At 40.3% G+C, this 14,848-nt stretch carries 12 protein-coding genes; 9 read left to right on the plus strand and 3 right to left on the minus strand.

Annotation, left to right across the window (positions count from 1 at the left end; genetic code table 11):
• Position 1: 1 nt before the first annotated feature.
• The 7 genes from accB (at position 2) to fis (ending at position 6,386) form a co-directional block, all read left to right on the plus strand.
• Positions 2–472, plus strand: a complete 471-nt coding sequence (gene accB, locus PR834_RS07320) for an acetyl-CoA carboxylase biotin carboxyl carrier protein (protein WP_004258405.1) — start codon at positions 2–4, stop codon at positions 470–472.
• 12 nt (positions 473–484) lie between these two features.
• Positions 485–1,831 (plus strand): acetyl-CoA carboxylase biotin carboxylase subunit, encoded by a 1,347-nt coding sequence (gene accC, locus PR834_RS07325; protein ID WP_004258411.1) that lies wholly within the window; start codon positions 485–487, stop codon positions 1,829–1,831.
• 174 nt (positions 1,832–2,005) lie between these two features.
• Positions 2,006–2,248, plus strand: a complete 243-nt coding sequence (locus PR834_RS07330; RefSeq protein ID WP_004258419.1) for a DUF997 family protein — start codon at positions 2,006–2,008, stop codon at positions 2,246–2,248.
• Positions 2,238–3,698 carry a sodium/pantothenate symporter gene (panF, locus tag PR834_RS07335; RefSeq protein ID WP_036958029.1) on the plus strand — a complete coding sequence of 487 codons (1,461 nt, stop codon included), beginning with the start codon at positions 2,238–2,240 and terminating at the stop codon, positions 3,696–3,698. The genes PR834_RS07330 and panF overlap by 11 nt, the downstream gene beginning before the upstream one ends.
• A 198-nt stretch (positions 3,699–3,896) precedes the next feature.
• A complete protein-coding gene (gene prmA / locus PR834_RS07340; RefSeq protein WP_036958031.1) occupies positions 3,897–4,781 on the plus strand; it encodes a 50S ribosomal protein L11 methyltransferase in 885 nt (294 codons plus the stop codon).
• Between the two features lie 317 nt (positions 4,782–5,098).
• Positions 5,099–6,082: a tRNA dihydrouridine synthase DusB gene (gene dusB, locus PR834_RS07345; protein ID WP_004258432.1), complete on the plus strand. Its 984-nt coding sequence runs from the start codon at positions 5,099–5,101 to the stop codon at positions 6,080–6,082.
• 7 nt (positions 6,083–6,089) lie between these two features.
• The gene (gene fis, locus PR834_RS07350; RefSeq protein ID WP_004258438.1) at positions 6,090–6,386 is read left to right on the plus strand and encodes a DNA-binding transcriptional regulator Fis; all 297 of its coding nucleotides are present in this window, start codon (positions 6,090–6,092) and stop codon (positions 6,384–6,386) included.
• A 79-nt stretch (positions 6,387–6,465) separates the two neighbouring features.
• Here the strand turns inward: fis and PR834_RS07355 are convergent, their stop codons facing one another.
• A complete protein-coding gene (locus PR834_RS07355) occupies positions 6,466–8,022 on the minus strand; it encodes a methyl-accepting chemotaxis protein (protein WP_110591208.1) in 1,557 nt (518 codons plus the stop codon).
• Between the two features lie 470 nt (positions 8,023–8,492).
• On the opposite strand from PR834_RS07355, the gene PR834_RS07360 reads away from it, so the two are divergent.
• Positions 8,493–10,628, plus strand: coding sequence for a TonB-dependent receptor (locus tag PR834_RS07360; protein WP_272536553.1), 2,136 nt, complete (start codon positions 8,493–8,495; stop codon positions 10,626–10,628).
• Between the two features lie 20 nt (positions 10,629–10,648).
• On the plus strand, positions 10,649–11,614 hold the full coding sequence (locus tag PR834_RS07365) for an energy transducer TonB (protein WP_198633924.1): 966 nt from the start codon (positions 10,649–10,651) through the stop codon (positions 11,612–11,614).
• 91 nt (positions 11,615–11,705) lie between these two features.
• Here the strand turns inward: PR834_RS07365 and PR834_RS07370 are convergent, their stop codons facing one another.
• The gene (locus tag PR834_RS07370; protein WP_036958033.1) at positions 11,706–12,953 is read right to left on the minus strand and encodes an aromatic amino acid transporter; all 1,248 of its coding nucleotides are present in this window, start codon (positions 12,951–12,953) and stop codon (positions 11,706–11,708) included.
• A 63-nt stretch (positions 12,954–13,016) separates the two neighbouring features.
• Positions 13,017–14,420, minus strand: coding sequence for a tryptophanase (locus tag PR834_RS07375; RefSeq protein ID WP_004908186.1), 1,404 nt, complete (start codon positions 14,418–14,420; stop codon positions 13,017–13,019).
• Positions 14,421–14,848 lie beyond the last annotated feature (428 nt).

Here is a 14,848-nt window from a genome sequence, read left to right on the forward strand (position 1 = left end):
CATGGATATTCGTAAAATTAAAAAGCTGATCGAGCTGGTCGAAGAGTCTGGCATTTCTGAACTGGAAATTTCTGAAGGTGAAGAGTCAGTACGTATCAGCCGCGTTTCACCTGCTTCCCAGGTTATGGCTGCACCTCAACAATATTACTCAGCACCGGTTGCACAACAACCTGCTTTGGCTAATGCGGTTGCACCATCTGAAGCTATGGTAGCGCCAGCTGCACCTGCTGCGGTTGCTGGTCACCAGGTTCGCTCACCAATGGTCGGTACTTTCTACCGCGCGCCAAGCCCAGAAGCGAAACCATTCGTTGAGATTGGTCAAACGGTCAGCGTTGGTGACCCACTTTGCATCGTTGAAGCGATGAAAATGATGAACCAAATCGAAGCAGATAAAGCAGGCGTTGTTAAAGCCATTCTGTTGCAAAACGGTGATGCAGTAGAATTTGACGAGCCATTAGTTGTCATCGAATAACGAGGCGTTTCCATGCTGGAAAAAATTGTTATTGCTAACCGCGGAGAAATCGCATTACGTATTTTGCGTGCCTGTAAAGAACTCGGCATCAAAACAGTAGCGGTTCACTCTACGGCAGATAGCGATCTAAAACACGTGTTACTGGCTGATGAAACAATTTGTATCGGCCCAGCAGCATCAGCGAAAAGTTACTTAAATATCCCTGCGATTATCTCCGCAGCGGAAATTTCAGGTGCGCAAGCGATTCACCCAGGATATGGTTTCTTGGCTGAAAACGCAGATTTTGCAGAACAAGTTGAAAACTCTGGTTTTGTTTTTATCGGTCCAAAAGCTGAAACCATCCGCCTAATGGGTGATAAAGTTTCTGCAATTAACGCGATGAAAAAAGCCGGTGTACCTTGTGTTCCGGGTTCTGATGGCCCATTAGGGAACGACACTGAAAAAAATAAAGCCATCGCAAAACGTATCGGCTTCCCTGTCATCATCAAAGCATCTGGTGGTGGTGGTGGTCGTGGTATGCGTGTGGTACGCAATGAGAAAGATTTAGAATCTTCGATCAACCTGACACGTGCTGAAGCGAAATCCGCTTTTAATAATGATATGGTTTACATGGAAAAATTCCTTGAAAACCCACGTCATATTGAAATTCAAGTCATGGCTGATGGCCAAGGCCATGCGGTTTACTTGGCTGAGCGTGACTGTTCAATGCAACGTCGCCACCAAAAAGTGGTTGAAGAAGCACCAGCACCGGGTATTACGCCTGAAATTCGCCGTAATATCGGTGAGCGCTGTGCTAATGCATGTATTGAAATCGGTTATCGCGGTGCAGGTACCTTCGAATTTTTATTCGAAAACGGTGAGTTCTACTTCATTGAAATGAATACCCGTATTCAAGTTGAACACCCAGTAACTGAAATGATCACGGGTGTAGACTTAATTAAAGAGCAACTGCGTGTTGCCTCTGGGTTACCATTATCTGTGAAGCAAGAAGATATCGTGGTGCATGGCCATGCTGTTGAGTGCCGTATCAACGCAGAAGACCCGAATACTTTCATCCCAAGCCCGGGTAAAATCACCCGTTTCCACTCACCTGGTGGTTTTGGCGTACGTTGGGAATCTCATATTTACGCAGGCTACACTGTACCTCCGTATTATGACTCAATGATTGGTAAATTAATTACCTATGGTGAAACTCGTGAAATCGCTATTTCTCGTATGAAAAATGCGTTAAACGAATTAATCGTCGATGGTATTAAAACCAATATTGAATTGCACCAAATGATTATGAACGATGAAAACTTCCAAAAAGGTGGAACTAATATCCACTATTTAGAGAAAAAACTGGGTATTGCTGAATAAGTCAGCGATAACCTGTTTAACTTATCGTCAATCGATACCGTAACGCCCTGCGTTGCGGTATTTTTTTGTGTTAAATACGCTTTAGTGCACTTTTCTTCTGGTATTTTTCACACTCAGTCCACAGATTATCGTACAATTGCTGATTATTTTTATGGGAATGAAGGGGAATAACGGGTGGATAAACGTTTTCTTCAATCAAATAAAGAAGCGCGCTGGTCATTTTATTTGACTATCGCCTATCTGGTCGGCTGGGTTATTAGTGCCTACCTACCGGACAACACGCTTGGAATTACAGGGCTACCACTGTGGTTTGAATGGTCTTGTCTCATCTTACCCATCATTTTTATTTTGCTCTGCATTATGATGGTTAAACTGATTTTTAAAGACATCTCTTTGGAGGAGAATGATGCAGATTGAAGTTCTCCTGCCTCTCGTCGGCTACCTAGCTCTCGTCTTTTTGCTATCCATTTATGCATATAAAAAACGAACAAAAGGCGAGTTTTTAAATGAATACTTTTTAGGTAATCGTTCAATGGGCGGCTTTGTCCTTGCGATGACCATCACAGCAACCTATATCAGTGCGAGTTCTTTTATTGGAGGACCGGGAGCTGCCTATAAATATGGCCTAGGTTGGGTGCTATTGGCGATGATCCAACTCCCCGCGATTTGGCTTTCCCTCGGCGTGCTAGGTAAAAAATTTGCTATTTTGGCGCGTCGCTATAATGCCGTTACACTCAACGATATGCTGTATGCACGCTACCAAAGTCGGTTTTTAGTGTGGTTTGCCAGTGTTAGCCTACTCATTGCCTTTTTTGGCGCGATGACAGTGCAATTTATTGGTGGTGCGCGCTTATTAGAAACAGCAGCAGGTATTCCATATACTTACGGGTTAATAATTTTTGGGGTATCTATCGCACTCTATACCGCAATTGGTGGGTTTAGAGCCAGCGTCCTGAATGACGCACTGCAAGGCCTAGTGATGCTTTTAGGTACGGTGATCCTGCTGGTTGCAATTATTTACCATGCAGGTGGTTTACCCGCAGCCATAGAAAAAATGCATACCATAGACCCAAAATTGGTTTCGCCTGAAGGTGCAGATGACATTTTAAGCGGGCCATTTTTAGCTTCGTTTTGGGTTTTAGTCTGTTTTGGGGTGATTGGTTTACCTCATACTGCGGTACGTTGTATTTCATATAAAGACAGTAAAGCAGTTCATCGAGGTATTATTTTGGGAACCATCGTCATGGCGATACTGATGTTTGGTATGCACTTTGCGGGAGCTCTCGGTCGTGCAATTTTACCTGACCTCACAATCCCAGACCAAGTGATCCCTACTTTGATGGTACAAGTTCTACCACCATTTGCAGCGGGAATTTTCTTAGCGGCACCGATGGCCGCAATTATGTCAACGATCAACGCACAACTACTACAGTCCTCGGCAACCATCGTAAAAGATATCTATCTGAATACCATGCCAACACAAATCAAAAATGAAAAGCGTCTTGCACGGATCTCTAGCCTTTCCACTTTGGTCTTAGGTGCATTGCTTTTAGTTGCAGCATGGAACCCGCCTCAGATGATTATCTGGCTGAATTTACTGGCTTTTGGTGGTTTAGAAGCTGTTTTCTTGTGGCCATTAGTCCTCGGGCTCTACTGGGAAAAAGCCAATGGAACAGGTGCTATCAGTGGTATGGTCATCGGAGGCGTCAGTTATGCCATATTGGCAAGTTTTAAAATTGAAATCATGGGCTTTCACGCTATCGTCCCATCACTGATTTTTAGTCTTATTGCCTTCCTTCTAGGTAATCTTTTTGGCAAAAATCCAGTACAATCACCAGCAAACGAACAGGTAACTAGCACTCACTGATTCCTATCTACTGATAGGTGAATTTGGCGTTACCTAATGTAAATGAACAAATGCAATGCTCTAGATAATTCGCGTCATAGATAGGCGGCAAACGAGCTAATCCCTAGGAGCATACACCAGTATGTGACTAGGGTTAGTGAGCGCAGCCAACAACGCTATGGCGTGAAGAATGACGAGCATTTTAGAAGAGAAAAAACAATGCCTTGGATACAAATCAAAATAAACTCAACCGCAAAAGATGCCGAAGCCCTTGGCGATGAGTTAATCGAAAGCGGTGCTGTGTCTGTCACCTTTCAAGACAGCCACGATACTCCTGTTTTTGAGCCGCTTCCGGGGGAAACGCGCCTTTGGGGTGACACCGATGTTATCGGTCTATATGACGCAGAAACCGACATGAAATTTGTCGTCGCTCAACTAGAAAATAGTCCGATATTGAGTCCAGGTTTTATCCATAAAATCGAACAATTAGAAGACAAAGATTGGGAAAGAGAATGGATGGATAACTTTCATCCGATGCGCTTTGGGGAACGCTTGTGGATCTGCCCAAGTTGGCGCGATGTGCCCGATCCAACGGCAGTCAATGTAATGTTAGATCCTGGCCTCGCTTTTGGTACTGGCACACATCCAACCACCTCATTGTGCCTGCAATGGTTAGATGGCCTTGATCTAGAAGGTAAAACTGTGATCGATTTTGGTTGCGGATCTGGGATTTTAGCGATCGCCGCATTAAAATTAGGTGCCGCTCATGCGATCGGGATCGACATCGACCCTCAAGCTATCACTGCAAGCCGCGATAATGCGCAACGTAACGGTGTTTCAGAGCGTTTATCCCTATACCTACCAAAAGACCAGCCTAATGACTTACAAGCTGATGTCGTGGTTGCTAACATCCTTGCTGGCCCATTGCGTGAGCTCGCCCCGATGATTAGCGTGCTACCCCGCCCAGGTGGGTTATTAGGTCTTTCTGGCGTGCTCGCCACTCAAGCAGAAGGAGTGGCTGACGCTTATCGTTCAACTTTTGAAATCGACCCTGTTGCTGAAAAAGAAGAATGGTGCAGGATTACGGGTGTCAAGCATTTTTAATGAGTTTTTTTATTAAAATTAGAGAATAATTTCTTTGAAAACAACGCCAGAATAGATTATCTTATAGCTCAAATATTGCTCAATAGCTGGCGATAATCTGTTCTGCACGAGATTTGAACAGCACAACAGTTATTTTAATAAATCGTTATAATATCTAATTAACTATTTGTTAAATATAACTAATTTTATAATTGCAGAGATGCAAGATAAAAAAATTAGTGATAAATAACCGTTTGCTCAAAGTTTGTCCTTTCATATCTCGTAAAAAATGCGTAATATACGCGCCCTTGCAGTCACAGTATGGCCCCCATTTAGTTATGCGAATCGGACAATATCAGTTGAGAAACTGTCTTATTGCTGCCCCCATGGCAGGCATTACAGATAAACCGTTTAGGTCGCTCTGTTATGACATGGGTGCTGGGATGACAGTATCAGAGATGCTTTCTTCTAATCCTCAAGTTTGGAAGACCGACAAATCTAGACTCAGAATGGTTCATCGCGATGAACTTGGGGTTCGTTCCGTGCAAATAGCTGGCAATGATCCCGATGAAATGGCTGCCGCGGCTCAAATCAACGTTGAGAGTGGCGCTCAAATCATCGATATCAACATGGGCTGTCCAGCTAAAAAAGTGAATCGTAAGCTTGCAGGCTCTGCACTACTACGCTATCCAGACATCGTTAAATCGATTCTTGAAGGTGTCGTCAAAGCAGTGGATGTGCCTGTCACCCTTAAGATCCGCACAGGCTGGTCACCTGAAGAGCGAAACTGCATAGAGATTGCCAAATTGGCCGAAGATTGCGGCATTCAAGCTCTCACTATTCATGGCAGAACTAGAGCCTGTCTGTTTAATGGGGAAGCTGAATATGACAATATTCGGGCAGTTAAGCAGACTGTTACCATTCCGGTTATTGCCAATGGCGACATTACTGACCCGCTAAAAGCCAGAGCTGTTTTAGACTACACAGGGGCGGATGCCTTGATGGTAGGCAGAGCGGCTCAGGGAAGACCCTGGATCTTCCGGGAAATCCAGCATTATCTGGACACAGGTGAAATATTGCCACCAATGCCAATGGCAGAGGTAAAGCGTATTATGCTAGCGCATGTACAGGAATTGCACGACTTTTACGGTCAAGGCAAAGGAGCCCGTATAGCGCGCAAACATGTTTCTTGGTACTTAAAAGAACATGCACCTGATGACCAGTTTCGGCGCTCATTCAACACCATTGAGGATGCCAGCGAACAGCTGGAGGTGTTGGAAGCATTTTTTGAAAATTTTTGCGTAAATAAAGATAAGAGCTGACAGAACTATGTTCGAACAACGCGTAAATTCTGACGTACTAACCGTTGCTACTGTAAATTCACAAGATCAAGTAACTCAAAAACCGTTACGTGACTCAGTTAAGCAAGCACTGAAGAACTATTTTGCTCAATTAAATAATCAAGATGTTAATGATTTATATGAGCTGGTATTGGCTGAAGTAGAACAGCCTTTGTTGGACATGGTTATGCAATATACCCGTGGAAACCAGACCCGTGCAGCCCTGATGATGGGTATCAACCGCGGCACTCTGCGTAAGAAACTGAAAAAATACGGCATGAACTAATCCTAGTCGGTTAATGCAGTGTTTTTGTGAGCCCTCACTGTTATGCAGTGAGGGCTTTTTATTTGCAAAAAATAATGTGCTAGACCGTTTGTGTGGATAAATTAAACTGCTGAACCGCTTGTTGTAATTCTTGCGTTTGCCCCGCTAATGAACTAGCTGCAGTTGCCACTTGTTCAACTAAAGAGGCATTTTGCTGTGTAACGCCGTCCATCTGTGTAATCGCGACTCCAACTTGGGCTATTCCTTTGCTCTGCTCTTCTGAAGCCACGGTGATTTGCTCCATAATTGCTGTTACCTCATTAATTCCCTGTAAGATATTCTCCATCGTTTTTCCCATTTCATTCACCAAACCCGTTCCTTTCTGAACGCAAGCTCCTGAATCGGCAATTAGTCGTTCAATTTCCATCGCGGCTTCCGCACTGTGGCTCGCTAACTTGCGCACTTCCGCAGCGACTACCATAAAACCGCGTCCATGCACACCAGCACGAGCCGCTTCGATAGACGCATTGAGCGCTAAGATATTCGTTTGAAAACTAATATCGTTAATCATGTTGATAATATCTGCTATTTTTTGTGAGCTTTGGGAGATTTCAGTCATGGTCACGACAACAGAATCAACAATGCTATTCCCTTTATTAGCGACCACGAACGCTTCGCCTACTAATTGATTAGCTTGGTGTGTGTTTTCCATATTCAGTTGAACTGCAGCGGTAATTTCCTCCATACTCGCAGCCGTCTCTTCTAAAGCGGCGGCCTGCTCTTCTGTTCGAGATGAAAGATCGCTATTACCGTTTGAAATCTCACTTGCCCCCAGATAAATATTTTCACTTCCTTGTCGGATTGTATTGACCGATTCACTTAAATCTTTTCTCATCCCTTCAAGTATTGGAAATAATTTTCCTACACAGCTGTTTCCGAATGGCTGTACAGGATGGCTTAAATCCCCTTTCGCAATTTGAGTAAAATGTTGCCTCAGTAGCCCTAATGGTTTTTGCATCATCTCTGCCATATAGCGATCCGTAAAAATGAGCATGAAGATCCCTAATATTGCAGTGACGATCATGACCACTTGTGTAATATCTATCACGCTATCAACATTCTGCCGAGTATGGCTGATCAATTCATCAGCCGTCTGATTAAACTGCTGAATTGAAGCGCCAAAAGCTCGGCTTAATGCAGGGGTTACATTATGGGCATGCGCTAAATATTTGTCCGAATCGTTGTCCATACTCAATGCGAGTTGAGGCGTGACGCCATCATCTAGCAGTGATTGCCAATTATTGATCACCAAATCTGATACTTCAGGATCCATCGGTCCAGGAGAAATCGACTTCATTTGCTCTAAATATTTCCCCATATTGGACATCGCTTCTTTTACAGGGGCATAATCCACATCTTTCCCTTGGCTTTTACTTTCCATGACTCTAGTTAGTCGTGTGACAAAACGAAAATACTGATCATTTCCTTGACTAAGGACGGTCATTTGTTGCACCAATTGCCTATCAATATCATTTCCATCAGCAATGCGTGATAATGACCAACCACTGTATACATTCGTTCCCCCCAAGATCAAACACAAAATACTTAATAATACGAAGACCACAGTGCGAATTGAGTAATTTCGAAGTTTCTGCATAGAATTTCTCTTTTGGTGGGATAATCTGACAATATTTAACTTTATCGGCGCTATAGAAAAATATTTTAATCCCTAGATTTGATTAACCAGCACTCGATATAGGTAAAAATACTTACATTTCAAGAGGGTTACTATTTGATTTTGGGAATCAGAGAAAATTAAAAATTTGAAATTAATTTGAGTAATTTGAAGTAGATCGCTAAATGAGAGCATCCAACCTGAGTAAATGTCCCCCTATCTCTATTTTCACACCTAACCTCGCGTAAAAGTTACTATCCACTCAGTAAGATATACCGCCTAAGTCAACAATTTATTTCCACTTAAATCAAATAATTAGCCATATTATAAATTGTTTTAAATTAATTGATCTTGAAATCAATAACAATATAATAATATTGATTATCATTTGCATTATCATTACAAAAGGCAAGCCTACTCCAATGAAAAACATTTCCTCCGTTGGAAACAATATGGTTAAATTTAAGCCAAATTTTATTTGTTTCATTATTTTATCAACACTTTCTTTTACGACTCATGCAACCAATAAAGAGCTTGAATCATCACAGCTTCAAGAAGCTGCTGATGCAATTGAGCTACAAGATAGCTATGCACGACCTGACTATGTTGAAATTGAACGTTTACGAGATACCAAGCAAATTATTGTTATTTCAAAAGAAGATATTCAAGGCAAAGGAAACCGCACAATCTCTGATGTGCTTAAATCTGTTCCTGGTATTAGTGTCGATACCTCTGGGCAGGGCAACATAGACTTGCGGGGGCAAGGGGCTGAAACCTCACAACGTAACCTACAAGTGTTACTCGATGGGGCTCCAATTACCACATTAGCAAATCACCCTTATACCACTAACTACGATATTATTCCCGTTGAACAACTTGAGCGTATTGAAATCATTCCCGGTGGCGGAAGCGTTATTTACGGCTCAGGGACTGCAGGTGGAGTCATTAATATAACGTCAAACCTGAGAAGTATGGCTAATCCCAAAACAAGTGTTTTATCTGAATGGAACTCAGAAGGATATCGCTTAAATGCTAATTTGGGAGCTCGGGTGAGTGATACCTTTTCAATTTTAGGTACTGCCAGTAAACTAAACCGTGATCTTTACTATAAAGATACCTACCGTAATTCAGAATATTATTCACTAGGCGGTAGATGGGATCTGACTCCAGATCAAAGCCTCATGTTGAGAGGTAGTCATCTCACTGAAAGTTCTCAGTACGTAAAAACGCTCACATCACGTAATATCAAAAAGTATGGTAAAGACTACGTTCCACCAGACAAAACCGTCACTGTCGGTATTGATGAGAATGGTAAACTAATTAAAAAAACGATCAGTGGTTATTTGATCGGTGACCGCGAAGTCGATAGCTATAATTTAAGTTACCAAAATGCATTTACGGAAAAACTCAATTTTGCTACAGATGTTTTCTACACTGATGGTTTTTATACTAATAATGCCAACTGGGAACAAAAAGTTAATCAAAAAAGCCGCGGAACAAAAATCAAATTAGATATCGGCTATCTCGATGATAGCAATCTACTTTTTGGCATAGATTATGCCAAACAAAAGGCTTCTATTCATTATATTGGGAGCTATAAAAAAGATAGTAAAGGCCGATATTATGGGGTTCCTCATAATTTTGATTATGATAAAACAACAAAGGCAATTTATGCTCTTAACAGTCTTAAATCAGATCAATTTGTATTTACCCAAGGGCTTAGACGTGAATTGTCGGAATGGTCATTTGATAAAAGTGGCACAGTAAATGGGTCTGGCACTTCAGACCGTTGGAATACGGCAGCTGAACTTTCTCTTGCTTACCTTTATCGCGATACTGGCCGAATTTATGGGCGATATGAACGAGGCTACACCCTTCCCGATGGCTTGCAAATCAGCGACCAATCTGTCGTTAATGGTGAGAAAATTTATACTCCGACTAAGGCAGAAGATGAGAAATATGACTTATTTGAGGTCGGTTTAAGAGATAAATTAGCATTTAGTACTGTCAATATCACATTCTGGACATCTAATACGAATAACCAGCTAAATCGTATTTATCTCACTAGTGTCAATGATGCGAAGACAATGAATTTGTTGAAAACTCGCCGTTGGGGAGCCGATGTTGACTTCCAACAAACGCTCGGTAATTTCACCTTCCAAGAATCATATTCATGGCTCAGAGGACGTTCTGATTATAACAATCATGGCCGCCAATTTTTGGAAGAAAACGGCAAAAATACCATTGATTACACGAAAAGTGGTTTAACTAAAGTGCCAGAGCACTCCGTTAAACTAAAAGTAAAATACGATTTTACCGATGATTTATCGGGAGACATTCAGTATACCTATTATGGTTCGTACAATAATTTCCTTTCTGATGCCAATAAAGAAGAAGATGGCGTAGTTAAATCACGTGAACTCATTGACCTCAGTGTTCGTTACGCGCCGATTGAACACATCGAATTATATGGCGGGGTCACTAACTTAATGAACAAAACTTACTACGACTATGTTACCGCAGGTTATGGCTCATTAATTCCTGGAAATGAGCGCTCATTTTTTGCAGGCATTAAAGCTACCTATTGATTAAAACAGGAAATGTTTCAGTGACTATTCGTTATAAACTTGCTTTAGCACTGTCACTCGTTATCCATATTATTGCCATTATGTTTATCGCCCTACAAACAGGTAGGGCGATACCTATAGTCGAGGGTATGGAAACGATAACTCTATCTCTAGGGGGACAAATGGGCTCCTCAGAGGGCACAGGAGAGCAGAGCAATAAAAAACAAGTGCAATCACATGAAGTTATATCAGAATCCCCTTCAAGGGCTGAAGCTGCTTCCCAACAGAAGCAGATGAGCAAGTCTCAACCTAATGAAAGTAAAATACCTTCAAAAACTCAACTTAAAAATTCATTGATTCCTGTGAATATTCCCGTTGATAACACGGTTGAATCGCCTTTACTCACACAAAAAACAAAAGAAAAAACAAAACCGGAAATCAGTCAGTCCGTACAAGGGAAAAAGCCAAAAGAACAAAGTAAGCTACTGAACAATAACACTAAAAATAACACAGAAAATCAACTTATTACCAATAAGATAAGCCATGAAACGCAGCAAGGCTCACAAGAAGCAGCTAAAGAAATACCACTCCATTCAACTGCTGAAAATCAATCTTCCACAAGCCCATCAGCTTCAGAAAGTGGTCAAAGTGGTAAAGGGAATAATAGATTATCTGGTAATAGCCAATTTGCTGCTAATGGTGATGGCAGCTATACCGCACTCGGTTCGAGTGGTATTTCCTATACAATTTTACAGGATGCGGCTCCTAGGTATCCGAAAGAGGCTCGTTCCTTAGGCTATACAAAAGTTGTTAAAGTGCAAATTCGGTTATTAGTTGGATTAGATGGTCAAATTGAATCCGTTGAAATACTAAATAACAAAATTCCTGATTTAGGTTTTAGAGAAGAAGCGGTTAAAGCAATTAAAAAAATGGCCTTTAAACCCATTATTTATCAAGGTCAAAATATTAAAATGTACTTTAAAAAAACCGTTATATTTCAATATTAGCCTACAATCCGCCATATCGTTGGATAGAAAAAAGGTACAGCGAACCCTCACTGTACCTTTTCAGTTATTTTACAGCTTGTATTTTGAAAAATTAACGGTATATCGGTAACAAATTAAACTGCGCTAACAATTGGCAAATAATGCCGACTACTCCAAAGGCGATAACGGCATAGATTAACCCTTTTCCGCCCCACACTTTGAATCTCGAATCAGGAAAACGCTCTCTTACCTTTAATGCCATAACTGCAGGGCAAATAATCGCCCAGATACATGCAGCCATGCCTGCATATGCTATTGCGATTAAAAAACCATTTGGGAATAACATGCAAAGAATAAGAGGAGGCAAGAAGCATAATAATGCAGATTTCATTCTACCTGATGGGTTGTCCTTAAAATTCAACGAAGCAAGAATGTAATCAAATAACCCAATTGCAACACCTAAGAATGAACAAAATACAGCACTAATAGAGAACCACAGTAAGAATGTCGCAATATTTTTGCTATTCAGTACCGCATATAGTGATTCAATAAAAGCATCTAAATTACCACCTTTATTAATTATTGTTAAAAACTCTGCCCGCGGCAGATTTCCCATTGTCCCCATGATCCAGAGAAAATAGAGCACCAATGCCAATACACAACCGATAACACAACTTTTAACGACCTTTCTTTCATTCTCATGATACAGCTTATACAAGCTACAAACATTCCCATGATAACCAAAAGAAGTAATTGCATAAGGAATAATAATAAAAACAAAAGGTAATAACGCTGTTTGTCCTCCTTCAACGGGGGAAGTTAATAGTAAATCTGTTTTTACGATAAAAAATAAACCGGAGAAAGCTAAAATAAACAGAATTATTTTAATGAATAAAAATAATGATGTTAGACGACTTGCCCCTACGCCACTCCACCAGATGCTCGCACCTAGAATTAATGTAAAAATAATAAATATTAATCTTAAATTAATATTGTATCCGTAAATGGCGGCAGCTTCTTTAATAACTGAACCTGCTGCTGATATATAGGCATAAATTAGTATGTAGAGTACAAATATTAATGCCATATTTGCAATATAGCATGCCCATCTGGGTAATAATTCTTTAGAGATAAAAAAGTAATTCGTTCCTGCTCCATATTTCGATATACATTCTAAAATATAAATCCCTGAATGAAACATAAAAAAGCAAACAACTAACAAGATAACTACAGAGTTAATAAACCAAGCTCCAGCCATAATAGTAGGCAAGCTAAACATCCCCGCCCCAATCATGGCACCGCCTAGCACAAAACCCCCTACCATTATGGAGGGTTCTTTTTTGGCTGCCGAATTATTCATGGTGTTTACCTTAAGAATAAGGATGAGGTTCCCGCATTGCACGGGAACCATACGAGCGACCTATTATTTAATTGGTTTTAATCTAGCAGTAAAGTGTCTTAATACTGGCGGTTCATATTCAAAATCCAGCCCTTTGAGGGTTGCAAATTTATCTTTTAAACCAATCAGAGCATCTGCAATGTAATCCATATGGTCATTGGTATAAACACGTCTTGCAATGGTTAACCGCATAAACTCCATATCTGCATGTTTTTGCTTACCAGTTTCAGGATCACGCCCTAATAAAAATGAACCAATTTCAACCGCACGGACACCTGATTCTAAATAAAGTGCGTTAATCACCGCTTGCGCAGGGAACTGATCACCAGGAATATGAGGAACCAGCTTTTTACAATCGACAAATACGGCATGTCCCCCTGTAGGATATTGAATTGAAATTCCACCTTCACGTAAGCGGTCACCTAAATATTTAACTTGGCCAATACGATAATGTAGATATTCTTCTCCAGCCCCTTCTTCAAGACCTTGTACCATTGCAGCCATATCACGACCCGCTAAACCGCCATAGGTTACGAAACCTTCCATTGGTACACAGCGTTGTCTTGCCAACGTAAAGATTTTCTCGTCATTTTTAATACAAACCAACCCACCAATATTTAATAATGGGTCTTTTTTCGCTGACATCGTTAATGCATCAGCATATTTATACATATCAAGAATAATTTCTTTAATAGTCGAGTTTTTATATTTAGGGTCGCGCTCTTTAATAAAATACGCATTTTCACAGAAACGTGCAGAATCCATGACAACAAAGATATTATGCTGTTTAGCTATTTCATAAACTTCTTTCAAATTCGCCATTGATACTGGCTGACCGCCTGCACTATTACAAGTTACAGTAGATACAATTGCGACTACGTTTTCTGCACCATGCTCAGCAATATTATCTTTTAATTTTTGGATATCAAAATTGCCTTTCCAGTCATCGTAAGTATCCGAGTCATAGGCTTTTTCGGTAACAATATTAATTGCTTTACAACCGTTTAATTCAACATGAGCTGCTGTTGTATCAAAGTGGAAATTAGAAATAAAGACCGGTTTTTTAGCTCCACCTTGTTCCTGTTTTACTTTTAATAAAACAGGGAATAACATATTTTCAGCACCACGACCTTGGTGAGCAGGAATGACATAATCATAGTCAAACATCTCTTTCACTTTATCTTTTAAATCATAATAGTTACGAGATCCTGCATATGCCTCATCACCGGTGATCATTGCTGCCCATTGGTGGTCACTCATCGCATTGGTGCCTGAGTCAGTTAATAAATCAATATAAACTGCACTACTTGGTAATAAGAATGGGTTATATCCCGCTTCTTTTAACGCCGCTTCACGTTCTTCTCTTGATGGAATACGGATATTTTCTACCATTTTAATACGGAATGGTTCTACAATTCTTTTAGCCATGATAATACCTTTAATTTTTCATTAAATAATAAATATTAGAGATCTAACCTATAGTTAAATAAGTTAAAAAAATTTTAAGAAAGGAAAAGAGAAAGGTTATTTGTTTGGAAAGAAGAAGGCTAAAGAAATATCAATATTGAACCATTTCTTCATATAGAAGAAATACCTTGATATAAGTGATTCGTTTAACAAGAACATACTATGACTCCTATCAACGAGGAATTAGTACAACCGACTATTATTATATATATAACAGTTGGGTCACCAAAGTAATCGCTATTGTCATAATATTGTACCTATATCACACTATTAGTGAGATAAACTAGAACAACTTGATTCAAGTCACAGTATTAACTCATATATTAAATAAGAGTTTAATATTATTATTTTTAGTTTAATCATCCCAATTAAAAAAACGTATAAACAAT

Origin of the sequence: Providencia sp. PROV182 (genome assembly GCF_028480325.1) — a bacterium.
Lineage (GTDB): Bacteria > Pseudomonadota > Gammaproteobacteria > Enterobacterales > Enterobacteriaceae > Providencia > Providencia hangzhouensis.

Bases quoted from the DNA above. Each gene is read 5' to 3' on its own strand.
- accB (WP_004258405.1), top strand. From the start codon at position 2: ATGGATATTCGTAAAATTAAAAAGCTGATCGAGCTGGTCGAAGAGTCT.
- accC (WP_004258411.1), top strand. From the start codon at position 485: ATGCTGGAAAAAATTGTTATTGCTAACCGCGGAGAAATCGCATTACGT.
- panF (WP_036958029.1), top strand. From the start codon at position 2,238: ATGCAGATTGAAGTTCTCCTGCCTCTCGTCGGCTACCTAGCTCTCGTC.
- prmA (WP_036958031.1), top strand. From the start codon at position 3,897: ATGCCTTGGATACAAATCAAAATAAACTCAACCGCAAAAGATGCCGAA.
- dusB (WP_004258432.1), top strand. From the start codon at position 5,099: ATGCGAATCGGACAATATCAGTTGAGAAACTGTCTTATTGCTGCCCCC.
- fis (WP_004258438.1), top strand. From the start codon at position 6,090: ATGTTCGAACAACGCGTAAATTCTGACGTACTAACCGTTGCTACTGTA.
- PR834_RS07355 (WP_110591208.1), bottom strand. From the start codon at position 8,022: ATGCAGAAACTTCGAAATTACTCAATTCGCACTGTGGTCTTCGTATTA.
- PR834_RS07360 (WP_272536553.1), top strand. From the start codon at position 8,493: ATGGTTAAATTTAAGCCAAATTTTATTTGTTTCATTATTTTATCAACA.
- PR834_RS07370 (WP_036958033.1), bottom strand. From the start codon at position 12,953: ATGAATAATTCGGCAGCCAAAAAAGAACCCTCCATAATGGTAGGGGGT.
- PR834_RS07375 (WP_004908186.1), bottom strand. From the start codon at position 14,420: ATGGCTAAAAGAATTGTAGAACCATTCCGTATTAAAATGGTAGAAAAT.